The organism is Paenibacillus sp. NPDC058367, assembly GCF_042723305.1.
Lineage (GTDB): Bacteria > Bacillota > Bacilli > Paenibacillales > Paenibacillaceae > Paenibacillus_AQ.
This window is the reverse complement of the sequence record NZ_JBHXIZ010000001.1, coordinates 338213-362510: the sequence shown is the minus strand read 5'-3', so window position 1 is coordinate 362510 and position 24298 is coordinate 338213. Positions and strand designations below refer to the sequence as shown.

Below are 24298 nucleotides of genomic sequence, written 5' to 3'. Positions count from 1 at the left end.
TCATAATAGTAATGCTTGTCACTACTCCTGCATACAATTCAATGAAGAAACTACATTTCAGCTCCGGCAACCTATATAAGAGAGAAAGGAAGCGATTCCAAAACACGGAAATATTCAGAGATCGCATTTCTCTGTTATATATATTGACATCGGTGATAGGATTTACGTATTATGGGAATACAAAACAATATTTTCTTGGATATTTTCAGAAATTAAAGTATGACTTGTTAGTAAAGATAACATTTATCGAAAGGAGTCGGGCTCATGTCCAAATTAGATCCTCTGCCAGGTCTGTCTCCGTATCCGCTGCAACATTTTTTCGATGAAATGTATGCAGATAAGAGAAATGTCCGGCCGCATTACAGACATGTGAATCGCATGTTTTCCGGAATGAGCTCCGAAGAGCTGCAGGGTAAGCAGAATTTGATGCAGCGCAGGATGATGGAGGAAGGAATTACTTTTACGCTATACAATCCGGCTCAGGATCATCCCATGGAGCGTACGATTCCCTTCGATATGATTCCACGCATTATTCCTAAGAATGAATGGGAGAGGCTAGAGGCTGGAATTATTCAGCGTATCACGGCTTTGAATCTGTTCATTCATGATATCTACCATGAGCAGTACATCGTAAAGGATGGAATAGTCCCAAGGCGTATGATCATCTCCAACTGTTATTTCCGGCCAGAAATGGCTGGTCTAAGGGTGCCTGGTGGAGCCTACATCACTACCTCGGGAATCGATCTGATCCGCCATCATGATGGGCAATATTATGTGCTTGAAGATAATCTACGAACGCCTTCAGGTTTTTCATATCTTTTTAAAGGCAGAACCCTTATGAATCAGTTGTTTCCTGAATTGTCCTTTGCCAGCTCCATCCGAGATGTTGATCATAGCTTGAATCGCTTCTTATCCGTTCTACGTAGTTTATCACCCTCACGAAAGTCAGATCCGGTTATAGCACTCCTTACACCTGGGGAATACAATTCTGCTTATTATGAGCATGCTTTTCTAGCACAACAGATGGGTATACATTTGGTTGAAGGACGAGATTTGGTTGCAAAGGATCACAAAATATATTTGAAAGAAATGAACGGACTTCGCCGCGTAGATGTACTATATCGCCGTTTGGATGATGATTTCATCGATCCGTTAGCTTTTCAGCCGGATTCACTTCTAGGGGTGGCGGGTCTGATGAATGCGTATCGGGCAGGGAATGTAGCGATTGCTAATGCCCCGGGGACTGGTGTTGCTGATGATAAAGCGATGTATGTCTATGTACCGGATATGATTCGTTATTATCTGAATGAAGAACCGATTCTTGGGAATGTCCCGACCTATTTGCTAGGCAGGCCTGATGAACGTTTATATGTCCTTGAGAACCTATCTGAAATGGTTGTTAAGGAAACCTCTTTATCCGGGGGATACGGAATGTTGATCGGAAGCGAAGCTACGAAAGAAGAACTCGCTGAATTTCGAATGAAGATTATCGCAGATCCGGAACGTTATATAGCACAGCCTATTATGTCTCTGTCCAGAGCACCTGTATTGTCTGGTGGGACTATGGCACCGAGACATATCGACCTTCGAGCTTTTGTATTAATGGGTGCTGACCGTAAGCCACATGTTATCCCTGGGGGATTGACACGGGTGGCTATGAAAGAAGGGTCTTTGGTCGTAAACTCCTCGCAAGGTGGTGGCGTAAAAGATACTTGGGTCATGGCTTGATACAACCTAGTGAGGCTTGTTGATGATTAACAAAATGCAGCATCAATTTGTTAAATAAGGGAGTGGCTGGAGATGCTGAATCGAAATGCTGAAGCTTTGTTCTGGATCGGCAGATATATTGAAAGGGCAGAGAATCATGCGCGGCTAATCAATGTTCATTATCATATCCAGCAGGAAGAGGATTTTCATGAAGAAGGACATAAATGGTCAAGGTTAATCGATGCGCTAGGCGTTCGAGGTGAATATATGCAGCAGTTCGAAACCTTTTCTGAGCAGGATGTCCTATCTTTCATCACACTTGATTTAGGCAATTCTAATTCATTATTCTCTTGCGTACATCATGCCAGAAATAATCTGCGAACACTCCGTCAGCAGCTTCCAAGTGAATTATGGGATGTTGTCAACAGCTTCAACCTATGGCTTGGTGAGCGGTCTGTTGCAGATATTATGAGCGGCCCACATCAGTTCTATCAGCAGGTTAAGGAGCGTACAGCCATGTTTCTCGGAGCAGAGCAGTCGGTAATGCTTAGAGGGAATGAGTGGCATTTCATTGAAAGTGGACGGTTTCTAGAGCGGGCAGAGAATACAACTCGAATCTTGCAGGCGGTCATTGCCTCATGCCGATTTAAGGAGCTTGACGCGGTTTATACTCAGTTGCAGGCGGTGCTTAAATCCGTTAGTGGGTACCAGGCGTTTCGCCGTTATTATGCAGATGCTATGTCCCCGGAGAGCATTTTAGATTTCTTGATTGCGAATCCCAAATTTCCGCGTTCCATTCGTTTTTCTTTTCATCAGCTGGAAGAGCATTTAGCAAAGCTTGTACTAGATCCCTCAGAGAAAGGTTCAGGTCATGAGAAGGTTATCCGGCAAGCGGGTAAGCTAAAAGCAGAGCTGGATTATATGGAAAAGGAAGAAATGTCCGGCGAGCTAGTGGAAGATGTGCTTAAATCGCTGGTGATATCCTGTCAGAAACTTGGTAAAACAATGGAGGGCGCCTTTTTTCGGCGAGAAGGAGTGTCTGTATGAAGATTCAAATCAATCATACCACCACATACAGCTATCCAGAGCCGGTTACGGACAGTGTCAATGAGATCAGACTCACGCCACGTACGAATTATCGCCAATCCTGTTATCACCATGAAGTGGATATTTACCCGCCAGCCAATCTATTAACCTATGAGGATTTCTTCGGGAATCGGGTCCATGCCTATTCGGTTAATAAGCCGCATACGGAGATGGTCATCCACACTAAAGCTACTGTAGTTACACTGGATAAAGCTCAGGGGACAGATCTCCCGAGAACATCTCTTGAAGAACAAATTAGATTGTTAAATGACGAGGGATTTCAGAACCGTTATATTGAGTTTATATTGCCGACTCGTTATACCGAGGTGACGCCTGAATTAGTGGAGTTTGCCTCACAGTACCCTTTTAATGAAGCAGAGGATATGTATGAATGGATTCTTAAATTATCTGCGACGATTTATGAACAGTTCACCTATGACCCTGAGGCTACAAGTGTAAATACTACGGTAAAAAAAGCACTGAAGCTCAAACGCGGTGTATGTCAGGATTATGCTCATCTAATGATTGCTGTCTGCCGTAGTGTCGGTCTGCCTTCCAGATATGTAAGTGGATATCATTTTGTTGGTGATCTGCAAGGGAGTAATGCTAATTTTGAGCAAGCTTCTCATGCTTGGGTGGAGACTCACATTCCGGGTACAGGTTGGCTTGGTTTCGATCCGACAAATAATGTTGAGGTCAATTGGCGCTACATTAAGTTAGGTCACGGACGGGACTACAAAGATATTGTACCTGTAAAAGGTGTATATCGTGGTGGAGCGGGCACTCTGACCGTGAAAGTGGATGTGCGTAAGCTGGACAATTAGATGTATAGATCTAGATGAAACTCTCAGTTCAAGTTTTTGAACGGGGAGTTTTTTTGTGAAGATGATTCCAGTGTGCATGTATTTGGGTAATCTTGATCCATAGTACATCACTAAGAGATCTTAAGGGAGAGATTACATATGAGTCCAAACATAGCTAAGAAACAAAGATTCATTGGAAAAACAGCAATTATAACAGGAGCGGGCTCAGGAATTGGTCGGGCTACCGCTATTAAGCTGGCGAGGGAAGGTGCTAATGTAGCGCTTTTTGATTTGAATCTTGAACGTACCTCATCTTTGGCGGATAAGCTGAACAAGTTTCGCAAAGATTGCGCATTGGCCATAGAGGTAGATACTTCAGATGAAAAAGGGATGGAGGAAGCCGTTCGCAGGACTGTCGAACAATTCGGCGGCTTAGATGTAGTATTCGCTAACGCGGGAATCAATGGTGCGGTGGGACCAATAGAGGAACTGAGCCTGAGTGATTGGGAGCGCACGATGTCGGTGAACTTGACGGGGACCTTTTTGACCTTGAAATATACGATCCCTCATCTGAAGGATAAAGGGAAAGGTAGCATTATCATCACTAGCTCCATCAATGGGAATACTAGATTTGCCAGCTTTGGGTGGTCTACGTATAGTACTACCAAAGCTGGACAGGTAGCTTTTGCCAAAATGGCTGCACTTGAGCTAGCTAAGTTTAAAATTCGAGTGAATGTGATCTGCCCCGGGGCGATTGCTACCAATATAGATGAAACCACTGAAATGAACGAAGAAGTAGAAGCGATCGTCATTCCGATTGAATTTCCCGATGGTGCGCAGCCGCTGGCGGATGGGCCGGGTAAACCGGATAATGTTGCCGATCTAGTTTCTTTTTTGGCTTCCGATGAATCTATTCATATTACAGGTGCGCAAATTGTGATTGATGGAGCAGAGTCCTTATTGTCCTAATTTAGAGATCGCTTCTCGGTATCGTTCATACCAAACGTTCCATTCAGCTTTTCGTGACTCCAGCGTCGTACCATCCAGAAGATGCTGGATCACGTCCAGACATACATGCCAGCCAGCTAAATCTCGGGGGGTGTGTGGCGTGAGCGTTCGGATCGTTTCATTCAAGACGAGTAAACATCCTTCTGAATTAGGATATAGCTCAAAGCGAACGGAATCTTCAGCCCACGTAAATTCAAGAACAGATTCATGTTGCAGGGCGGTAATCGTCATTTCCTCAAAGGTTCCGTCTTGCATATCAAACTTGATTAATCCCCCTTCACACAGGTCTTCAACACGTAATTCAGTGAACCATAAAGCAAGCTTCTCATTCTCTGTCAGAAAGGACCAGATTTCTGATGCGGGATGTTTTAGTTGACGTTCGAAACGAGCGACATAATGATCATCTGCTTTTTTGAGGTTAGCTATCATGTTATATTTCTCCTTTGGACTACTGCTGTAGTCCTTTTTTTATTGTTTAGGAAATTATACAATACAAAAAAAATGTGGATAACTCCGAAGAAAGAGGAAGGAGGGGTGAACGTGAAGAAGCAGGAGACATGAAATAGACGAGGAGTCATCCGTCAGATTCTAAAAACCGAGCGGACCTTATATCCTCCGAAATGCATGTTTTAGTCGAGCCTACAGACAAATGTATGCGAAAAACCGAATACAAATGTGCCGCGAGTAACGTAAATGAGCCAAATGTATGCGAAAAATCGAATACAATGTGCCGACGGTAACATAAACGAGTCAAATGTATGCGAAAAATCGAATACAATGTGCCGCCGGTAACGTAAACGAACCAAATGTATGCGAAAAACCGAATACAATGTGCCGCCGGTAACGTAAATGAGCCAGCGCTGTTATTCGCCCCAGATCACCCGGGAAAAGTTATTAGGGAATAAGTGCAATACGGTCCGTCCCTAATATATGTGCTCATTTCATCAAAATAAAGCCATTCGGTCCGTAAGCGGAACCTCATTACGAAGGTGTATATGGATACGAGTATGGAATTATGGATGTACTCAGCTTGTAACTCTACCTCCAAGGACGACGTCAGGCGTATTTCTTGTTGAGTTGAGGCTTATTAGAACGAGTATAACAATTGTTCGCATGAAAAAAAACTATTGTACGGTTTGGTTAGGCGTCTGTAATATGTTGCGGACAGGGAGCAGAGAATGATGGTGTAGCAGAATGAATTGAATTTGCGGAATGGGGACTCTTGAGTCCTGAGCGATCTGCGGAGGTGAATATGAGGATGCGCAGACTTTTCGGACTGCATAGCTCTTATTTCCACAATTTCTATTAAAAATAGGGTGTATTTGCGTGAATAGGTGCAACTGAGTCCGATAGTGTAGCAAAATAGCCTGAAATTGCGAAATAAGCGCTTCTTAGTCCGAACGATCTGCGATGACGAGGAAGATTCATAGAACGGAGAAGGATCGCCTTTTATAAGAATGCATTGCGGCAGTTTGATGTAAATCTACAGTTATTTATGCTAAAATAGACGAAATTCTGCTTACCATACTTTTGCTTAGGCGGGATAGATCATAGTAGTGGTATTGGTGAAGGAGGCTGCGTATATGGGGATGATGTCCTGGCTGGTTGAGCAGCGGATTCAGGAATCTATGCGTAATGGGGAATTTGGAGATTTACCTGGGCATGGCAAGCCACTGGAGCTTGAGGATTTATCGGGCGTGCCAGAAGAACTGCGCATGTCTTTCAAAATTATGAAGAATTCCGGGATGGTGCCCGAGGAAGTATCTTTGCGTGCAGAATGCGTTACCCTCGAAGGGCTGCTTGCTGCCTGCCACAATAGCGGAGGCACTGAAACTAGTGAAGGCAAAGCTATCCGGGCAAAATTGTCTTTGAAAAGGCTGCGTCTGCAAGAGCTTCTGCGTGAACGAGGCTTAGATAGTAATCCTGCTTTTATGCAATACAGTGTTCAAATACATGAACAGATAATTAGGGAAGAAGAATAACGCTTATTAGGGTCCTGTTGTATGGACATGAGGATAAATAGTGTGATATAAAGGCAGCTCTTAGTCCATAAAGAGACGAAAGAGCTGCCTTTTTGCGTGCTTCGCTTCACAAGCGTATTTCATTTTACTTGCTTGAAATATACCCATTCTGGATCACCATCGTCTAAATTCTCAATGATTCCGCTTCTTACAAATCCTAGAGAAAGACACACTTGCTGCATGATCGTATTGGATTCATTGGTGGATGTAAACAGCTTGGGGGTTGGAGAGTGTTCTTCAATGTAACGAATAAGTGCACCTGCAATGCCAAGACGTCTGAAATTGGGATTCACAATTACGAGCTGAATAAAACAGCATTCGAAAAAAGTGGTATCGTAACAAGCAAAACCGACAGGCTCACTGTTAATCGATGCTACAACACATTGCTCATTTAGAATATATTGTTCGATTTTAGGTTTGCGAATTTCGCTGCCAATGACCATGCTATCGATCTTGCTGAGCATAGATAAATCTGAAATAGTGGCTTTAGTTACGAGCATTTTAGAAAGTCTCCTTTTTTATAATATAAGAAAGTTATACTTGAAATGGTAAGTACAGATTGTCTTGATCTTTGGAGTTTTTTCGCACATGATGAATAGGGGTTAGACCACATAAAAGGAAATCATAACATATTATTACAAACGATGGAGAGATATAATGAAACAGCTTCCAATAATACAGGTGCTTCCAGACCTGAAACACATACTTCGCTCAACAAGGGCGGCTGTTCTGATCGCAGAACCCGGTGCGGGCAAAACAACTGGAACGCCTCCGGCATTTCTGGACGAGCCATGGATGGCTGGTAAAAGCATTCTTATGCTTGAGCCTAGAAGACTTGCCGCTAGATCAGCTGCAACTTACATGGCTTCCAATCTTGGAGAAAGTGTTGGACAGACGGTAGGTTATCGGATGCGGAACGACACTAAGGTAGGCAAGAATACACGAATTGTTGTAGTGACTGAAGGTGTCTTAACGAGGATGCTTCAGAGTGATCCATCGCTAGGGGATGTGGGGCTGATTATTTTTGATGAGTTCCATGAGCGTAGTCTACATGCGGATCTGGGACTTGCTCTGGCGCTGGAAGCACAGGCTGTGCTGCGTGATGATCTTCGGATTCTGATTATGTCAGCAACACTAGATAGTGAACGGGTCTCGGTTATGCTGGGTGATGCGCCAGTGATTGATTGTCCGGGACGAACCTATCCGGTGGAAACTATCTATACCCCAACTACAGGAAATCTTCCGATTGAAAAATCGGCCACAGCCGCAGTGAGACGTGCGCTTGCTGAACAGCCGGGAGATGTACTTGTATTCTTGCCGGGTGAACGGGAGATTCGCAGAACCCAAAATGAGTTGGAACATGGAAAACTGCCTGTCGGGGTAGTGCTTCGTCCTTTATACGGACAATTACCACAGGCTATGCAGGATGCTGCAGTGGCTCCATCCATAAACGGCGAACGTAAAGTCGTACTAGCGACCTCCATTGTGGAGACAAGCTTGACAATCGAAGGTGTGCGAACGGTAATTGATACAGGGCTGCGTCGCACGCAGATTTTCTCTCCGCGTACGGGAATGCCAAGTCTTACGACGGTTCCGGTATCGAAAGCCTCTGCCGATCAGCGGCGAGGACGGGCCGGGCGGACAGCTCCGGGCGTATGCTACAGGCTGTGGAGTCAGGAGGAGCATTATCGCCTTCCGGATGACAATGTGCCGGAGATTATGGAGACGGATCTTGCGCAGCTCGCTTTGGAGCTGGCGCTGTGGGGCGTGCGCGATCCTGCCGCGCTAGCTTGGCTTGACGCGCCGCCCGCTGCGCCTTATGCGCAGGGCACCGCGCTGCTGCGCCAGCTCGGCGCGCTGGACGCCGGCGGCGCCATCACGCCGCACGGCCGCAGCATGGCCGCGCTTGGCGCGCACCCGCGAGCCGCGCATATGCTGCTGCGCGCGGCAGAGCTTGGCGCAGCACCGCTCGCCTGCCGGCTGGCGGCGCTGCTGCAAGAGCGGGACCTGTTCAAGGGTCCCGCGGCACTAGATTGCGACCTCACGCTCCGCGTAGAGGCGCTGCTCCGGTTCGAACGCTCCGCCGATACGGGCGGAGCGGACTCTGCGGCTCTGCGCGCGGTGGTGCGCGAGAGCCGCAATTTCCTGGCGCAGCTGCAAGCAGCGCCGGGCGGGACCGTGAACGACATCAGCCTCTGCGGGCTGCTCCTGTCGTTCGCCTATCCCGACCGGATCGGGCAGAAACGCGGTGATGGCGCGTTTCTGCTCTCCGCCGGTCGTGGCGTGGCCATGCGGGAAGGGCAATCGCTGGCACGATCCGCTTATATTGTGGCCGCGTCTGTTGACGATCGAGCCACACAAGGTGCAATCTTGCTGGCAGCTGAGCTAGAAGAAGGACAATTGCTTAAATATCATATAGATCACATCACAGAGGATTCTGACGTGTATTGGGATAAAGAAAGTGGAAGTGTGAAGAAACGCCGTCGAACGATGCTTGGAGCTCTTGTCTTAAAAGAAACGTCACATGAAAGACCCTCCTCAGAAGAAACAGCGAAAGTACTGCTAAGTGTAATCGCAGAGGATGGGATTGATATCTTACCGTGGGAAAAGGGACCTCTGCAGCTTCGTGAGCGGCTAATGTTTATGCACGCCTTACGTTCAGATTGGCCGGATGTCTCTGATGGAGCATTAATTGAGATGCTTGATGAATGGCTATTACCTTACATTCACGGTATGCGTAACTTGCGTGACCTTCAGCGAATCCCGTTATCCCGTGCGCTTGAGGGGTTGCTGGACTGGAATCAGCGACAGCTTCTTGAACAGGAAGCGCCGACACATATAACAGTTCCTAGTGGTTCGCGTGTGCCCGTGGACTATGCTAATCCAGCTGCTCCCGTACTGGCTGTGCGTTTGCAAGAGATGTTTGGACAGTTAGACACCCCTAGAATTGGTGGGGGAAAGGTACCTGTCTTGCTTCATCTTTTGTCACCGGCAAGAAGACCGATGCAGGTGACTTCTGACCTGGCAAGCTTTTGGCGTGGTACTTATTTTGAGGTTAAAAAGGATCTAAAAGGACGTTATCCTAAGCACTATTGGCCAGACGATCCCTTGCAAGCAATTCCGACCAATCGAACACGTCCCAAGAAATAATAAGGTCCTTCGTGCACTTGAAATTTTAATTAGATGTTTTGTCTTCAGCTTACAGGGTAATTAACTAGCGAAGACAATTACTAAGGAGGGCTTCAAGTGACTAAAAAAATCGTAGGTATCTTTGATACAGAACAAGAAGCAACCAGAGCAATTGAAGGACTTCACAATCAAGGGTTCAGTAATGATGAAATATCAGTAATCACACGTGATCGTGATGAGCTAAGACATATTTCGGATGATACAGGCACAAAAGCTCCCGAGGGCGTTGCAACAGGTGCAGCTACAGGCGGCGTATTGGGTGGTGTTACCGGACTGCTAGCAGGTATCGGAGCGCTCGCAATTCCGGGGATTGGTCCTATTCTGGCAGCGGGACCTATTGTGGCAACGTTAACAGGTGTAGCCGTGGGTGCAGGTGCAGGTGGCTTAGTTGGTGGCTTGATCGGTCTTGGCATTCCTGAGGATGAGGCAAAAGAGTACGAAGGATACGTTGAAAGTGGCAAGATCCTTGTGCTTGTTGAGGATAATGGACGAGGGTATCAAGCGCATGATGTGTTCCGAGACAATCGCTCACTAAATGCTCAGCGTTACGAAGGCGTCTATAACGAAGACACTCGACTAGGTAATTCGATGGCTAACAGAGCAGACCGAACGGCTGAAGTTTACAACCGCGATAAAATCTAAAATGTTAATCGACCTACTTTTACTATAAACAATCCATTAAAGACTGCACCTCCTAGCGATAAGCTGTGAGGTGCAGTCTTTATTATACATGTGGTATGATATGGATAATAATCCAAATTATAATTGGGGTTTTGAGAAGTAACTAGCAATCTTATACTTAGAGGCTGTTCTTAAGGAGGGCGTAGATGAAGATATTTGTAGCCGGTGCGGCGGGCGTGATTGGACGGCTATTGCTACCTAAGTTATTAGAAGCGGGGCATGAGGTTGTCGGAATGACCCATAAGGAAGAAAATAGAGCATTTATTGAGAAGTGTGGAGCACAGGCGGTAATCGCGGATGTCTTCGATCGAGAGGCCATATTTGCGTCCATTCACAAAGCACAGCCAGAAGTGGTTATCCATCAGCTAACTTCACTAAGTCAGCGGAATTTCTCAGATAATTCCAGGATAAGAATAGAAGGAACACGAAATATTGTGGATGCATCTCTTGCAGCTGGCGTGGAACAAATCATTGCACAAAGTATTTCATGGGCTTATGAAGCTGGAGATGTGCCAGCTACGGAGGAAACTCCTTTAGATCTTAAGGCTTTAGAGCCTCGGAGAAGAACGATTGAAGGTATATACTCACTAGAGAAAGCAGTTGCCGAGATCCCCAATCATGTGATCTTGCGGTATGGAATGTTGTACGGCCAAGGAACATGGTATGACACTAATGGCTATATGGCAGAGGAAATTCGTCAAGAACGAATGACAGCGACAGATGCCGTTGTATCATTCCTACATGTGGAGGATGCAGCTAACGCAGCGGTGCTTGCTCTGAACTGGCCTTCAGGCCCTGTGAACATCGTAGACGACGAGCCTGCTAAAGGATTGGATTGGTTATCAGCTTATTCAGATACCATAGGTGCTCCTGCTCCTAATGTTCAAGAAGGCAGAGCAGGATGGGAACGGGGAGCCTCCAATACGAAAGCTCGAATGGATTACGAATGGAGTCCACTATACCCGTCATGGAGATCAGGATTTGCTCGGAGCTTGAATGTCCAGAGTGAATGAATTCAGCTACTGAAAGGAAGTGCAGTATGAGTTTACTTCTTGTGATTTTGTTCTTTATTGGTTTAATCATGATGATTAGCAATCAATATGCGATGATCAAGAAAATGGACGAAATGAATGAGTCACTAAGTGAAATTAATAATAAACTTGGCTAGCTAAAGTTGAAAAGGAGTGATGACGTGGGGGTAATAAAAAATTTCTCTCTAGTGGTCGTGAATTTAATCGCGGATCTATGGTTTGGAATCGTACGAAAACCTGAATTTTATGATAATCACACGGTTACTAGAACAAAGAGAGGGTACGTCCTATTTGTAACGTTAGCAGGTATTATCGCTGTGGGAACCGCCATTTGGCTATGCTCTAGAATTTATTGAGGATAAGACTGCCAATAGGCAGTTTTTTTTTATTATAAGGTTTCTTCTTATATATTGGACTTCCAGATGCAATTACACTTGCTGTAGTTTAGTAAATAATCATTATAAGTGTTTATTACCAATCATTTACTTTAAGAAGTGATACTATAGAAAATAGAAGGTGAAGTATCAGCGAGGAGGAATTGTACATGCAATTAATGGGATGGTCCGAGGATGAAATATCGTATGAGCTAAGTAATAATTATTCAATTCGTAAGGCTGAATCGGAAGAGTGGGGAGTGTATTGCTCCATTTATTATAATATTCAATATATTGGCTTTTTTAGAGAAGATGGGTTCAATTCTACCCAAAAGAATGCTTTTTGGATCTATAAAGGGGAGGAGAAAATAGGTGGAGTAAGGATGTCACCTAATCGGATCTATCATTTATTTGTTATTCCACCCTTTAACGATACATTTGTGGTGCTTAAACTTCTAAAAAAGCTTTTGATATATTGGTCTGACCGAACGGAGCCTATAAAAACATTTGAGGTTCTACCGGATCAAGTTCATTTATTTGCGCGGGCAGGATTTTGGCCTGATGAATTCAGATGTCGCTGGATGCAGCGTCCTACAGATCATTTTGAGGTGGAATGGAACGAAGAATTTAGAATTGAAAGTCCACAGATCGAAGAGGATGGAAAAGGAGCTAAACGCTTTATTCTTGAAGATCAGATCGCCGAATGTAGCTACGCTAGCTTTGCCGGAAGTCTCGAAGCGACCAGAAGAAAGCAATTTTCCTATGAAGATTTTATTCCAAGTGAAGAACCGAATTATACGAATGAAGCATTACTTACCGCGTCAACGCTTGTGTATGATAGGAAATCGGGACAGTTAATTGCGAATTGTCTCTTGGGCTTACAAGGAGATTACGCAGCAGTTTATAGTATTGGTGTAATGCCCGGTTATAGAGGCAAAGGGATAGCGACACTGATGTTGAAAAGAGGACTAAGTCTCCTTAAAGATAAGTATCCTTTCCTTAGACTATATGTCATGGAAGGTAATGATGCGGAGTCTGTTTATACGAATCTAGGATTTGTTCCAGGAGTACAAGAGATACAGAGCATGTATATTCCAGTGAACGATCAAGCATAAAAGTTTTCGGCGTCCTTATAAGGGCGGTAAGCGCTTAAGCAAGTATAGGCGGGGAATTTATAGTTTCTAAAAATAAAAAAAAGGGCTGCCGGATGGCAGCCTTCTTCATCCTATCTAGGCATGTGAGGTTATGGGAAAAATGAAATGTTTAGGTAGTTCTTTTAAAAGTGGACGTACAAATAACACATCCTCACTCTCGGGAATAAATTCGGTCTCCATGTGATCTATATTGAAATCTGGTGTGAAATGAAAATGAATAACCTCCGTTTCAGGTGAAATAATGCTATTCAATATCACGTTGATATCTATGTGTGAAGTACTGATAATATCAAAAATATGAAGCTGATACTCCTCATGTCTAAAGATCACTACGACGTCAGCTTCTTCAATATAGTAAAAAGAATCATGGAAAGGAAGGATAAAATAAAACAGCAGCTGATGTTCATTGTTTACAACGCTGAGTATAGAGGACACCGGAACTTTTTCTTCAGCGAATTTTTTTATTATGGTGAAATCAACGGAATTATTCATAGATAAGGGACGCACAGAGAAGATTTTAAACGTTTGATTTCTAAGATTAGAAGCGTTAATCGAAAAGCTGCTTTCTTGCATACGTTCAAATCCGAATTTAGGATAAAAGTCCAAAGCACTGTCGTTTGCAAATAAGTAAATGAAGTCAAATTCATGTTCGTATTTCGCGATAATATGATCTATTAATTTCCTGGATAATCCTTGCATGCGATAATCAGGATGTGTCATTACAGTGCCAATTTGAATGGCGTTATACTCTTTTTGATTTATGAGAATCGTCATTTTGTTTATGGACGCATTAGCGATCACATGGTCCCTATCGATGTAGGAATAACAAATATACTTGTCACTCCAGCCTCCTTGTTCATACCATGGGGAAAAATCAATTCCGAAGATTGATTTAGCTAAGGAATTAAAGCTTTCTTTATATTTTTCGATATGCTTATAATCACTGACCAATTGGTAATCACTCATAAGTATGCCTCTTTTCCAAAGTGTTTTTCATAGTCACGTTTAATGGTTATATCTTACTACATGGTTATTAGGTAATGTTTATTATAAAAAAACAATCCCAATATTATTTGGAGGCTAGAAAATGAGAGAGATAGATTATAGCAATTATTACTGGAAAGATGACCAAATTAGATTGCGTTCAATACAAGAAGGAGATTGGGAAGGTTATTATACGAACCGATTCGATACTCCAGCGCGGCGACTCTTACAATGTGCAGTTGAACTACCACCTACCATTGCCGAAGCCAAAAATTTTGCGGAGACTTACGCTGAATTCTCATCCGATAGACTAATGTTTACGATCGAAGATTTGCATGGTGAAAATGTTGGCGGCGTAAATCTCAATAGCATTGACGAGAAAAATGGTACGTTCAGCATAGGTGTGCAGGTGGATAAAGATCATCGAGGTAAAGGGTATGGAACGAGAGCTATAACCATCCTCTTAAAATATGCTTTTTTCGAGCGACGGCTAAATAAATTCAATGAATGTGCGCTTGAAGGTAATGAAGGTTCTATAGGGATGTTAAAGAAAGTCGGATGCGTGCAAGAGGGCGTGCGGCGGAAAGTCATTTACACGAATGGAAGATATTATGATTTGATATTGTTTGGATTAACGAAGGATGAATTTATGGAAAAAAACGGAGATGAGCAATCATGAACACAATCGCTGGATTAAGAGATTTTCGAGTGGTATAGTCCGTTCTACAAAATCCTGAATCCGTAAAGCTCCCATTATATGGGGGCTTTTTTGTGGTTTTTTCTTACTATACTAGACATATAAATTGTAAGTTTATAGTCAATTATTTGATTTGTATTTCTAATTGTAGATAAATGGAAAGCGTTTTCGTATTGAATGTTATCCGCTATTATAAGAGGGTAACTAAAAATATGAACGTTCAGTGTAATATAGCATCTAAGGAAAAGAGGGCTACATATGAATATTTTAATTATTGAAGACGATCCCAGCATTCAAATGCTGCTAAAATTGAGCTTAGAGGTGGAAGGGTATCAGACGAAAGCTGTAGGAACGGTGACTAAGGCATGGGATGAACTTGCAACATGGTCTACCGATTTAATACTGTTAGATCTTATGTTACCTGACCGTTCCGGGTTCGAGCTTCTTCAAATGCTTCAACAACAGTATAAGTCAGTCCCGGTAATCGTGCTCACCGCTAAGAATGAAATGAATGATAAAATCCTTGGCTTTCAGTTGGGAGCAGACGATTATCTAACGAAACCTTTTGAGACAAGGGAACTTATCGAGCGCATTAAGGCAGTTATGAGACGAATGAAGATGGTAGCGCCTCCTGAAGTGATCAAGATTGGACCTATTGAAATTGATAAGAATGGACGTACTTGTAAGATAGGGGAACAATGGCTTAAGACAACTAGTAAAGAGTTTGACTTCATGTGGCTCTTATGTGCTCATCCTAAGAAAGTTTTCACTCGCGAAGACTTGCTTGATCAGGTCTGGGGTTATGATTATTATGGGCATACAAGATCCGTGGACATGGTGGTAAACCGTCTTCGGGAGAAAATGAAACCCAACGAGCATCTGATCGCCACTATACATGGGACAGGCTATAAGCTGGAGGTATAGAAGATGGGGCTGCGAAATAAAATGTTTATTCAGCATGCCGTTACGATTGTTATGCTGCTCACAGCGATGTTTTTTATCGTTAATTATACGCTTAACCAAAGTATGATTAAAAGGGATACTCAGACGTTAAGTCAGTATTTTGGCTTGCATCGTATTGAGGCATTGAAGATTGTCAGTGATCAGAAAATTAATATAGAACAATTATTTTCAGGTAAGTACGCCCCCTTTATTGCGTCGCATTTGGCGTCAAACAGCAATTTTCAAGTACAACTATTCGCACTAGATGAGACGATTGTTGGGAGCAGCAGCGATAAAGAAAACTTACTTAAACGTAACGATATTCAGAAAGCGCTTACTGGTAATGCTGCCACAGTCATAACTGCAGGTGAAGGTACACAATATCTAATTTACTCAGTTCCCTTCTGGTATGAAGGAGAAATTGTGGGTGGATTTCGATATTTATTGGACCTCCATGAGAATTTGCAGACATTAAACCAGATGCGCACATGGTTCATCGCTGCAGCTGTAGGATGTTTAATTTTTTCGCTTATGGTCAGCTATTCATTCTCATCTTTGTTGGTGAGGCCTCTACATGCCTTGCAGCAGGCGCTTAAGCTTGTATCCATTGGCGATTTTAGCAGAAAGATACAGGCGAGTAGTCAGGATGAGGTAGGAGAATTAGCCAAGGATTTCAATCATATGTCGGATGCGCTGCAACATCATATCAAAATGTTAAAGTATGAACAGGGAAAGCAGAAAGCTTTCTACGACAACATAACTCATGAATTAAAAACACCATTAACTTCGATTATCGGGTTTTCGGATTTAATTGAAAGAATGAATAAGAAGGATGATATACAGGAATGTAATACCTATATCCGTAAAGAGAGTACTCGGTTGTTAAATATGGTTGAGGATTTGTTACAGACCTCACTGATTGGTGATGAGGCTTGGCGTATCAAGCTGGAGTGTACTGATTTAGGGGCTGTCATTATGGATAGTCTACGTATCTTAGAGCCGACCCTTCAAAAATCCGCGATTGTTACCACGCTAAAGATCTCATCTTGTGAAGTGAATTTAGATCCCAAGAGAACTCAGCAAGTTCTATTTAACGTGATTGATAACGCTATTAAGCATAGTGAATGTACAAATCTCTATATCGAGTTAACGGAGCATGGGGACTGTGGGCTGGTTCGTATCATAGATAACGGGAGAGGGATATCACAACAATTGCAAAGTATATTATTTCTACCCTCGGCAGAGAAACAGGATCGTATTATTTCAAACGAATCACATGGGTTAGGATTACCTCTATGTAAACAGTTTATGGAACTTCAAGGAGGGAGTATCGTCATTACTAGCTCGGAGAAGAAGGGGACAGAGATTCAGCTGAGATTCCTCTTAACATAACAAATGTAAGCGCTGTTACAAAACTGATACAAATTTAAAATTTTTCTGATATATGAGGAGGTTAAAGTAAGTGCCAGAGGATAAGAAAGGGCTTTCATGGTTTCGCCTCATCTTGTTACAAGTCATCATAGGCAGTCTGCTAATCGGCATGTGCGCTTACACTTTTCGAATACCTCTTGATGAAGTACATGTTGTACCTCGACAGGAGGATCAACTTGACCGGATTGCTGGCGTTCCGATGCGCGTGGATATTACGTATCCAGGCCTAGGGACGATATCCATTGAGGATCCGAAGGAATTGCTGAAATTGAGATCTACTTTTTCCGGGTTGTTATCATCAGGAATGCAGCGTCCACAACAGTTAGTTCCGAGACTTCTGTTGACGGGAACGATGGCCTATCTGGATCAAGAAGATATTCCTTTTCAAGTGGAAACGAATGCGTTTCACTTCGGTGCAGAGTTAGTTAATTCGCTTAATGTAAGTGCAACTATCCGCAAGCTGCAAAGTACACTCATCGATAAGATGTTAACAACGTCGAGTATTGGATCTGCTGTGGAAAACAAGATTAATGATGTGTTCACACTACAGCAGGGAGTACTTACAGCTCTCACTCAGGTTGAGAGGAAGGCGTTGATATCGCAGATTCGTGCAGCAGAGCGTATTATCGATTTCAGCCATTTTGATGACTTACAACGTACACCCGATGCTCACTTTGTCATTCAGCTCACGAATGATTATCGAGTGAAAAAGCACTGGATCCATGTGGATCGTTATAACGGCGCTTACTTCGTGGTCTATGACCTTCTGGATGAGACCAATCAAAGAGTCTATTTCAAACTAAATAATGCCTCATACTGATCTTGAAGGGATGGTTTAGTCTATGGCGAGAAAGAAAAAAAACAGTAAGTCAGTCATTTTATTGTCAGTCATAGTAGTTGTGTTGGTAGCGGGGTTCTTCATGTATAAATCAGGAGTATTTGGCGGTAAAGAAATGAAAAAAATCACCGTATATTCCATTTTTCAAGAGGAAGAGGCTCGTAAAATTCTGGATAAATTCAAAGCTGAAACTGGAATTGACTATGACATCCTACGTTTACCAAGTGGAGAAGCGGTATCCCGTGTACAGAATGAAATGTCGAATCCACAAGCCGACTTTCTGATGGGAGGGCCAGCGGATTCGCACCAAGTACTGAAAGAGGCAGGTTCATTGGAAGCTTATGATTCTCCGAATGCTTCTGACATCGCTGACAATATGAAAGACAAAGATGGCTTCTGGACAGGGTTTTATCTAAATCCAATCGCTATAGGTATTAATGAAGAACGTTGGAAAGAGAAATATGGTAGTGATCCATACCCTGAAACTTTTAAGGATTTGCTTGATCCTAAATTCAAAGGTGAAATTGGTATGTCCGATCCAGCAACATCGGGTACAGCATATACAGCAGTAGCTTCTTTAGCCCAAGTATGGGGTGATGATGAGATGTTGAACTATATCAAACAGTTGCTGCCTAACCTTAAGGAAAGACCTAAGTCTGGCATTGAGCCCATTCAGAAAGCTGCTAAAGGGGAGTATACAATTGGCGTGACTTTCCTAGGCGATCAATTGAAGATTAAATACCAAGGCAACCCAATTGTTAGTGTTGTTCCAGAAGCAGCAGGTTATGAAGTTGGAGCCTTATCCATTGTTAAGGGTGGGCCTAATACAGAGGCTGCGAAGAAGCTTATGGACTATATGCTTACCAATGAACCGGGTGAGTTGTATACGCAATCTGCATACGCAGTATCCGTTAAAGCATCAGTACCGATTCCTAAAGGTGGCATTGATATTAAAACAACGAAATACAACGATGCTTATGATTTGTTAAAAGCAGCATCGCAGCGTAAAGAGTTGCAAAATGCATTAAAAGATTTGAAATAAAAGAGCCAATAGGGGTATTGCAGGGCTGTACCATATATGATGACTGTAATGCCCCTCAAATTGGATGGCAGAAAGGTGGGAGTCGCCCCCTATGAAAGAAAAAAAAGGCATTGGGGAGTCGATCAACAGGCTCTTTAAAGATCCGTCGTCACTCGTACTTGTACTGACTAGCTTTGCATTTCTCATTCTATTTGTTATTTATCCGCTGGTAATCGTTGTGTTTACATCTGGATTTGATAATTGGGCAACGTTTTTTAGTAAACCCCGTTATGGAAAAGCGCTATTAAATACGGTAGTTAGCTCATCATTATCCGCTTTTACAGCAACAGTGTTTGGATTTATATACGCGTATGCAATTCACTACAGTAACATCAGAGGAAAGAAGTTCTTTCGATTTATAGCCTTTATTCCATTATTAGCTCCTTCGGTTATGAGTGGTTTAGCATTCCTATTGCTTTTTGGACGTGGGGGAATGATCTCACAATGGTTAAATACCAACTTTAATTTTGAGCTTGATTTGTATGGATTACCGGGGTTGTGGATTGTTCAAACGATATCCTATTTTCCACTTGCCTACATGACTATAACGGGTGTGCTCCGCGCTATATCACCGAATCTGGAGATAGCAGCACAGAATCTTGGAGCTAGAGGATTCAAATTATTCAGGACGATTACGCTGAAACTTGCACTTCCAGGTGTTATTAACGCATTCTTGCTGGTAGCGATTAACTGCTTCGCTGACTTCGGAAATCCAAAGCTAATTGGTGGTAACTATTCACTTTTAGCAGTTGAAATTTACGGAGAAATCATTAATAACGAGGCAGGACTAGCTTCGGTCATGGGGATTATCTTAGTAATTCCTGCACTGATTGTATTCTGGGTTCAGAATAAGATTTTATCTAAAGGCTCCTACTCAACGATAACTGGTAAGCCGGTATCTGGTTTGAAACGGATCACTACGTCTAAGAAGACAGATGCATTACTTTTCTCTTTTAACAGTTTAATCTCATTGTTCATTATTTCGATGTTTGCGATCACCATTCTTTTCGCCTTTACGAAAAACTTTGGTCGAGATAATACGTTCACACTGGATCATATAATGAAAGTTGTCTTTAGTTCATCTAGTCCAGCCGTTTTGAACAGCTTAGTGTTATCGCTAATTAGTGCGTTGCTGGCGGTGGCTCTTGCATTAGTGCTCGCCTATATAGTAGTTCGCAAACCTTTTCCAGGAAAAAAATTACTAGATTTCAGCGCGGTTCTTCCAATTGCGCTTCCAGGAACATTCGTTGGTCTTGCACTGATTGTTGCGTTTAGTAAAGGTCCGATTGTTTTGCAGGGATCTGCAGCATTGATTGTCATTGCGATGTTACTTAAACAGATGCCTGTAGGTTATCGGGGCTTGACTGCGTCTTTTAAACAAGTGGATAAATCGATCGAAGAAGCAGCCACCAATCTGGGTGCGAGTAGCCGTAAGACGCTAACAACGATTGTATTTCCAATGTTGCAAAAAACCGTCGTAGCGAACTTTGTCTATGCGTTTATGAAAAATATGAATACTTTGAGTACGATAATCTTCCTAATTACCCCTAAATGGGTTGTTGCAGCAGTATCGATCTTTAACTATGCCGAAACGGGAACCTATTATTGGGCAGCCGCTGTGGCAGTGGGTTTGATGGGTGCAACGCTTGGAACACTGGGAGTGATCAAGTTGATCTTCCGTTCCAAAGTGAAAATATTTGATTTCTAATGATTTTGAAGGGAGTGGGTACGATGGAATCCAACATACTACTAGATTTGAAAAATGTGAATAAAGTGTTCGGCAATAACCATGTCTTGAAAAATATCAACTTAAAGATTGAACGAGGGAAGTTCATCACCTTCCTTGGTCCGAGTGGTTGTGGGAAGACGACTTTATTACGTTCCATCGCGGGTTTCTATACCATCGATGATGGTGAGGTGTGGATTGACGGGAATTTGGTTAATGAATTACCTCCATATAAAAGGGGCACTCCAATGGTGTTCCAGGAATATGCCTTGTTCCCGCATATGACGGTATTTGATAATATTGCTTATGGACTAGATATTAAGAAAAGACCTGAAGCAGAAGTACAGGAACGGGTAATGGCTGTTATGGCTCAGGTCAAATTATCCGGACTTGAAGAGCGATATCCCCATGAAATGTCTGGTGGACAACAGCAACGTGTAGCTATGGCTCGTGCCTTAGTGATGAATTCGCCGATTATTCTCCTGGATGAGCCACTAAGTAATCTAGATGCTAAATTACGTGAAGAGGTACGCGTTGAGCTGCGAACAATTCAACAGGAACTTGGACTAACCGTAATATATGTAACGCATGATCAATTGGAAGCTTTGTCGATGTCAGATCAGATCGTTGTTTTTAATAAAGGAGCTATTGATCAGTACGGTACGCCGCATGAAATATATTATAAACCTCGTACACAATATGTAGCTGATTTTATTGGTTCTACCAATTTTATTGAGGCAGTAGTCATGCAAAGTAAAGAGGGTACGGCAACAGTTAGCTACGGCTTTGGAGGGGATAATGTTACTATTACTACAGATGAAAAGCTGACAGAGGGTGAGGAAGTTCTTCTGAGTGTTCGCCCCGAATCATTGCGACTAAATCATCCGGACATTAGCGGATTTAACATCATGGGAGTAGTCCAATCCTCGATGTTTCTAGGAGAAAAGGAAAGATATTTCCTTGCAGATCAATGGGGCAAAGAATGGATTGTCGATGCTTATGATATTGGTCAAAAGACTTTCGATGGTCAAGTTCGGATGAGTGCGGCAATAGACAAAATTCATATTATTAAAAAGGTTAGTCCGTAAACTGAAGTAGATGTTCCAAAAAAGGAAAACAGTCGTTTTCCTTTTTTGGCGTATCGTTTTTTTATAGAACGGCGGCTATAGGCTAGTTTAGCGGGAGGAGACGTTCTAATTGAGAACAAAGGTAATTATCCTGTCATTGGTTGCGGTAACAATACTTCTTCTAATATATTTCTATCCTGGCCAGAAAAGCAATCAGCCTCTCAAAGTATATGTAATTTTTCAAGAGGATGAAGCGCGTATTCTGTTGGAGAAATATAAGAAGAAGACGGGACAGTCTTATGAGCTTATTCGCATGTCTGGCGGTGAGGCAAGCTACCATTTGATGTCGATCAATAAGACAGGCATTGATGTTGTTCTCGGTGGGCCTGCTGATCTTCATGAGCAGCTCAAGAACAAAGGGAAATTAATTCGCTATTCATCACATGTTGCTGATGAGATCCCCGACATCTATAAAGATAAAATGGGCTATTGGACAGGTATATACATGGGTGCATTGGCTATTGGTATAAATGAGCAGGTCTGGAATCAAGATCCTCAGCTTGTAGCTTTACCTCTTCCGGAACGCTACGAAGACTTATTACGTCCCGAGCTCAAGGGGGAAATTGAAATTCCGGACCCAGAAACCTCAGGTACAGGATACACATTGCTAGCCTCTCTTGCACAAGAACGTGGGGAGGAGCAAGCTCTAGCATTGGTGAGTGCTCTTAAGAAGCAGAGTTCATCAACTACATTCTCAGGAATTAGTTCTGCCCAGCGGCTTGCAGTAGGTGAAGTTGCTGCTGTTATCAGCTTTATGGGCGACCAGCTTCGATTTAAGAATTCGGGATATGCTATACAATCTTCTATTCCTCCACAAGCTGGATGGGAGATAGGTGCAGTGTCGATCTTGAAAGGTGGGAACAACGTGACTGCTGCTAAGCAGCTGGTAGATTTTGTACTGTCAACAGATGCTCAGACAGATTATATGAATTCCGCATTTTCCTTACCTGTGATGCCGAATATTAAGATCCATCCGCTTTTGTCTTCTGTTAAGCTGGAAAAATTAATGATTACGTATCGATTCGATATCGCTGCTGCGAACCGAGAGGAATTACTCGCTAAATGGCATGAGGCCAATAAACGCTAAGGGATTGTTCACTCATTATTCAACGGCCATCGAGAACTTTATGGTTAAGTTCTCAATGGCCGTTATTTATTACTCGAGAAAACCAACTTTCATCATATGAAAAATTCACAATAGAAAATCACAAAATAAACAACTCTATCTAGTTACTTTCAATAAATTCATCATCTATCCCTATTAAATTTCTATACAAATCGGAAAAAGTGAACCCACTACCACATTTCAGGTTGTGAAAGTTGGAAAATAGTGCTTATACTAGAGTTATAGAAGGTAAGATTAACCAAAAAAAACACAACATGAGGAGGGTTTATATGGCGTTTATGATTGCTCAACGGGCTTTTATCAAGGTGTATCTTATAACAATGGTAGAACAACATCGCGGGTATGGATACCAAATGCTTGAGGATTTACGTCGAGATTTCAAGGCACATGGATATTCCCCTCCACAGAGCGAAATTTATCGCGCGCTGCATGAGCTGGTACAGCAAGGGATTTTATATCGTACTAAACAGCTAAAAGGGAATGACCCGAAGGTGGATTTTCAAGAAATCGTCTTATACCATTTCACAACTGATGGAGAAGAGAAAGCGAAGCTATATAAGAAGCAGGTGAAGACGGATCTTGATCGCTGCTTAGGTATTTTGAACAAGGCGGTTGCGGATAACTTCTAGAACTGGAACTATAGTTATATTTTCAGGATGCTCTCACCCTGTTATAATGGTTACTGCCGGATAATTGCAGTATATACTTGGAGGTAACAAATGATGGATGAACATATGAAACGTCGATTGGACAAACAACGTAAGCTATTCAGCCAACTTGGCATCACTCTAGATGCTCTAACCATACATGAAAAAGAATTCAGTATGAAGCTTCGTGGTTACGATGCGGAGGAAGTGGACACATTTTTAGATAGCGTAATCAAGGATTATGAGCGTTTTTATGCGACAATTGCTGATCTGATGGATAAATGGCAAGAACAGCAGCTGGAGATGCGAGAATTAAAATCAGAAACCAAAGCCACAGAGGTTATTCAGGTCCCAGTACTTAGAGGCATCGACCCAAAGGAATTAGAAGAGGTCATTTTAAAACTGGAGACCAATGTCCGTCAGCTTAAAGAAAAGCTTCCCCAAATTGAAAGCTATTTATAACTCGTGAATTTTTGAGTTTCAGGAGCTGCGCTTGACATTTATAAATTTACCATTGACGAGTTAGCAGTTCATGATTTATGATATGTTCATAAATGATCATTTATATTTTAGTGGCGTGTTACCGTTAAGGGCATGAGCCAAGGATTGTCTTCATCTCGATGAGACATTTCTTGGCTTTTTTTG

Annotated in this window: 23 protein-coding genes; 20 read left to right on the top strand and 3 right to left on the bottom strand. The window is 42.7% G+C overall.

All coding sequences use genetic code 11. From position 1 onward, the window contains the following. Positions 1-264 precede the first annotated feature (264 nt). The 4 genes from ACFWMP_RS01620 (at position 265) to ACFWMP_RS01605 (ending at position 4565) form a co-directional block, all read left to right on the top strand. Positions 265-1728, top strand: a complete 1464-nt coding sequence (locus ACFWMP_RS01620) for a circularly permuted type 2 ATP-grasp protein (protein ID WP_042127226.1) — start codon at positions 265-267, stop codon at positions 1726-1728. A 72-nt stretch (positions 1729-1800) separates the two neighbouring features. Continuing rightward, positions 1801-2754 carry an alpha-E domain-containing protein gene (locus ACFWMP_RS01615; protein WP_379421751.1) on the top strand — a complete coding sequence of 318 codons (954 nt, stop codon included), beginning with the start codon at positions 1801-1803 and terminating at the stop codon, positions 2752-2754. Beyond that, entirely contained in the window at positions 2751-3617 is an 867-nt protein-coding gene (locus ACFWMP_RS01610) for a transglutaminase family protein (protein WP_042187715.1), read from the top strand. The genes ACFWMP_RS01615 and ACFWMP_RS01610 overlap by 4 nt, the downstream gene beginning before the upstream one ends. A 138-nt stretch (positions 3618-3755) precedes the next feature. Next, a complete protein-coding gene (locus ACFWMP_RS01605) occupies positions 3756-4565 on the top strand; it encodes an SDR family oxidoreductase (protein WP_042187718.1) in 810 nt (269 codons plus the stop codon). Here the strand turns inward: ACFWMP_RS01605 and ACFWMP_RS01600 are convergent. After that, positions 4554-5033, bottom strand: coding sequence for an SRPBCC family protein (locus ACFWMP_RS01600; RefSeq protein ID WP_379421750.1), 480 nt, complete (start codon positions 5031-5033; stop codon positions 4554-4556). The two genes, ACFWMP_RS01605 and ACFWMP_RS01600, sit on opposite strands and share 12 nt — an antisense overlap. A 1154-nt stretch (positions 5034-6187) precedes the next feature. On the opposite strand from ACFWMP_RS01600, the gene ACFWMP_RS01595 reads away from it, so the two are divergent. Beyond that, positions 6188-6586 (top strand): DnaJ family domain-containing protein, encoded by a 399-nt coding sequence (locus tag ACFWMP_RS01595; protein WP_339803360.1) that lies wholly within the window; start codon positions 6188-6190, stop codon positions 6584-6586. Positions 6587-6705: 119 nt separating this feature from the next. Here the strand turns inward: ACFWMP_RS01595 and ACFWMP_RS01590 are convergent, their stop codons facing one another. Then, positions 6706-7125 carry a GNAT family N-acetyltransferase gene (locus tag ACFWMP_RS01590; RefSeq protein ID WP_379421749.1) on the bottom strand — a complete coding sequence of 140 codons (420 nt, stop codon included), beginning with the start codon at positions 7123-7125 and terminating at the stop codon, positions 6706-6708. A gap of 157 nt (positions 7126-7282) precedes the next feature. Here ACFWMP_RS01590 and hrpB point away from each other — a divergent pair, with 157 nt between their 5' ends. The 5 genes from hrpB to ACFWMP_RS01565 all read left to right on the top strand — a co-directional run bounded on the left by hrpB (position 7283) and on the right by ACFWMP_RS01565 (position 13015). After that, positions 7283-9775, top strand: coding sequence for an ATP-dependent helicase HrpB (gene hrpB / locus ACFWMP_RS01585; protein ID WP_379421748.1), 2493 nt, complete (start codon positions 7283-7285; stop codon positions 9773-9775). A 96-nt stretch (positions 9776-9871) separates the two neighbouring features. After that, positions 9872-10456, top strand: coding sequence for a general stress protein (locus tag ACFWMP_RS01580; protein ID WP_042187728.1), 585 nt, complete (start codon positions 9872-9874; stop codon positions 10454-10456). A gap of 185 nt (positions 10457-10641) precedes the next feature. Beyond that, on the top strand, positions 10642-11508 hold the full coding sequence (locus tag ACFWMP_RS01575; protein ID WP_379421747.1) for an NAD-dependent epimerase/dehydratase family protein: 867 nt from the start codon (positions 10642-10644) through the stop codon (positions 11506-11508). A gap of 26 nt (positions 11509-11534) precedes the next feature. After that, a complete protein-coding gene (locus tag ACFWMP_RS01570; RefSeq protein ID WP_256716254.1) occupies positions 11535-11663 on the top strand; it encodes a hypothetical protein in 129 nt (42 codons plus the stop codon). Positions 11664-12070: 407 nt separating this feature from the next. Next, on the top strand, positions 12071-13015 hold the full coding sequence (locus tag ACFWMP_RS01565; protein ID WP_339803372.1) for a GNAT family N-acetyltransferase: 945 nt from the start codon (positions 12071-12073) through the stop codon (positions 13013-13015). Between the two features lie 114 nt (positions 13016-13129). On the opposite strand, the gene ACFWMP_RS01560 is transcribed toward ACFWMP_RS01565, so the two are convergent. Then, a complete protein-coding gene (locus ACFWMP_RS01560) occupies positions 13130-14020 on the bottom strand; it encodes a GNAT family N-acetyltransferase (protein ID WP_379421746.1) in 891 nt (296 codons plus the stop codon). Between the two features lie 121 nt (positions 14021-14141). Between ACFWMP_RS01560 and ACFWMP_RS01555 the strand changes: the two genes are divergently transcribed. From ACFWMP_RS01555 to ACFWMP_RS01510, 10 genes are all read left to right on the top strand, one after another. After that, positions 14142-14717, top strand: coding sequence for a GNAT family N-acetyltransferase (locus tag ACFWMP_RS01555; RefSeq protein WP_042187737.1), 576 nt, complete (start codon positions 14142-14144; stop codon positions 14715-14717). Positions 14718-14993: 276 nt separating this feature from the next. Next, positions 14994-15659, top strand: a complete 666-nt coding sequence (locus tag ACFWMP_RS01550) for a response regulator transcription factor (RefSeq protein ID WP_042187739.1) — start codon at positions 14994-14996, stop codon at positions 15657-15659. 3 nt (positions 15660-15662) lie between these two features. Continuing rightward, positions 15663-17069 (top strand): sensor histidine kinase, encoded by a 1407-nt coding sequence (locus ACFWMP_RS01545; protein ID WP_042187741.1) that lies wholly within the window; start codon positions 15663-15665, stop codon positions 17067-17069. Between the two features lie 70 nt (positions 17070-17139). Then, positions 17140-17928: a DUF3919 family protein gene (locus ACFWMP_RS01540; RefSeq protein ID WP_379421745.1), complete on the top strand. Its 789-nt coding sequence runs from the start codon at positions 17140-17142 to the stop codon at positions 17926-17928. Positions 17929-17950: 22 nt separating this feature from the next. After that, positions 17951-18988: an ABC transporter substrate-binding protein gene (locus ACFWMP_RS01535; protein ID WP_042187745.1), complete on the top strand. Its 1038-nt coding sequence runs from the start codon at positions 17951-17953 to the stop codon at positions 18986-18988. A gap of 91 nt (positions 18989-19079) precedes the next feature. Then, positions 19080-20735, top strand: a complete 1656-nt coding sequence (locus tag ACFWMP_RS01530; RefSeq protein WP_042187746.1) for an ABC transporter permease — start codon at positions 19080-19082, stop codon at positions 20733-20735. 23 nt (positions 20736-20758) lie between these two features. Continuing rightward, entirely contained in the window at positions 20759-21841 is a 1083-nt protein-coding gene (locus ACFWMP_RS01525) for an ABC transporter ATP-binding protein (protein WP_042187748.1), read from the top strand. A gap of 109 nt (positions 21842-21950) precedes the next feature. Then, positions 21951-22967, top strand: coding sequence for an extracellular solute-binding protein (locus ACFWMP_RS01520; protein WP_379421744.1), 1017 nt, complete (start codon positions 21951-21953; stop codon positions 22965-22967). Positions 22968-23275: 308 nt separating this feature from the next. Further along, positions 23276-23635 (top strand): replication termination protein, encoded by a 360-nt coding sequence (locus ACFWMP_RS01515; RefSeq protein ID WP_042187753.1) that lies wholly within the window; start codon positions 23276-23278, stop codon positions 23633-23635. A gap of 93 nt (positions 23636-23728) precedes the next feature. After that, entirely contained in the window at positions 23729-24115 is a 387-nt protein-coding gene (locus ACFWMP_RS01510; RefSeq protein ID WP_042187755.1) for a DivIVA domain-containing protein, read from the top strand. The last annotated feature ends 183 nt before the right edge of the window (positions 24116-24298 follow it).

Coding starts and splice junctions, on each gene's coding strand:
- ACFWMP_RS01620 (WP_042127226.1), top strand. CDS start 265: ATGTCCAAATTAGATCCTCTGCCAGGTCTGTCTCCGTATCCGCTGCAA.
- ACFWMP_RS01615 (WP_379421751.1), top strand. CDS start 1,801: ATGCTGAATCGAAATGCTGAAGCTTTGTTCTGGATCGGCAGATATATT.
- ACFWMP_RS01610 (WP_042187715.1), top strand. CDS start 2,751: ATGAAGATTCAAATCAATCATACCACCACATACAGCTATCCAGAGCCG.
- ACFWMP_RS01605 (WP_042187718.1), top strand. CDS start 3,756: ATGAGTCCAAACATAGCTAAGAAACAAAGATTCATTGGAAAAACAGCA.
- ACFWMP_RS01600 (WP_379421750.1), bottom strand. CDS start 5,033: ATGATAGCTAACCTCAAAAAAGCAGATGATCATTATGTCGCTCGTTTC.
- ACFWMP_RS01595 (WP_339803360.1), top strand. CDS start 6,188: ATGGGGATGATGTCCTGGCTGGTTGAGCAGCGGATTCAGGAATCTATG.
- ACFWMP_RS01590 (WP_379421749.1), bottom strand. CDS start 7,125: ATGCTCGTAACTAAAGCCACTATTTCAGATTTATCTATGCTCAGCAAG.
- hrpB (WP_379421748.1), top strand. CDS start 7,283: ATGAAACAGCTTCCAATAATACAGGTGCTTCCAGACCTGAAACACATA.
- ACFWMP_RS01575 (WP_379421747.1), top strand. CDS start 10,642: ATGAAGATATTTGTAGCCGGTGCGGCGGGCGTGATTGGACGGCTATTG.
- ACFWMP_RS01570 (WP_256716254.1), top strand. CDS start 11,535: ATGAGTTTACTTCTTGTGATTTTGTTCTTTATTGGTTTAATCATGATG.
- ACFWMP_RS01565 (WP_339803372.1), top strand. CDS start 12,071: ATGCAATTAATGGGATGGTCCGAGGATGAAATATCGTATGAGCTAAGT.
- ACFWMP_RS01560 (WP_379421746.1), bottom strand. CDS start 14,020: ATGAGTGATTACCAATTGGTCAGTGATTATAAGCATATCGAAAAATAT.
- ACFWMP_RS01555 (WP_042187737.1), top strand. CDS start 14,142: ATGAGAGAGATAGATTATAGCAATTATTACTGGAAAGATGACCAAATT.
- ACFWMP_RS01550 (WP_042187739.1), top strand. CDS start 14,994: ATGAATATTTTAATTATTGAAGACGATCCCAGCATTCAAATGCTGCTA.
- ACFWMP_RS01545 (WP_042187741.1), top strand. CDS start 15,663: ATGGGGCTGCGAAATAAAATGTTTATTCAGCATGCCGTTACGATTGTT.
- ACFWMP_RS01535 (WP_042187745.1), top strand. CDS start 17,951: ATGGCGAGAAAGAAAAAAAACAGTAAGTCAGTCATTTTATTGTCAGTC.
- ACFWMP_RS01530 (WP_042187746.1), top strand. CDS start 19,080: ATGAAAGAAAAAAAAGGCATTGGGGAGTCGATCAACAGGCTCTTTAAA.
- ACFWMP_RS01525 (WP_042187748.1), top strand. CDS start 20,759: ATGGAATCCAACATACTACTAGATTTGAAAAATGTGAATAAAGTGTTC.
- ACFWMP_RS01515 (WP_042187753.1), top strand. CDS start 23,276: ATGGCGTTTATGATTGCTCAACGGGCTTTTATCAAGGTGTATCTTATA.
- ACFWMP_RS01510 (WP_042187755.1), top strand. CDS start 23,729: ATGGATGAACATATGAAACGTCGATTGGACAAACAACGTAAGCTATTC.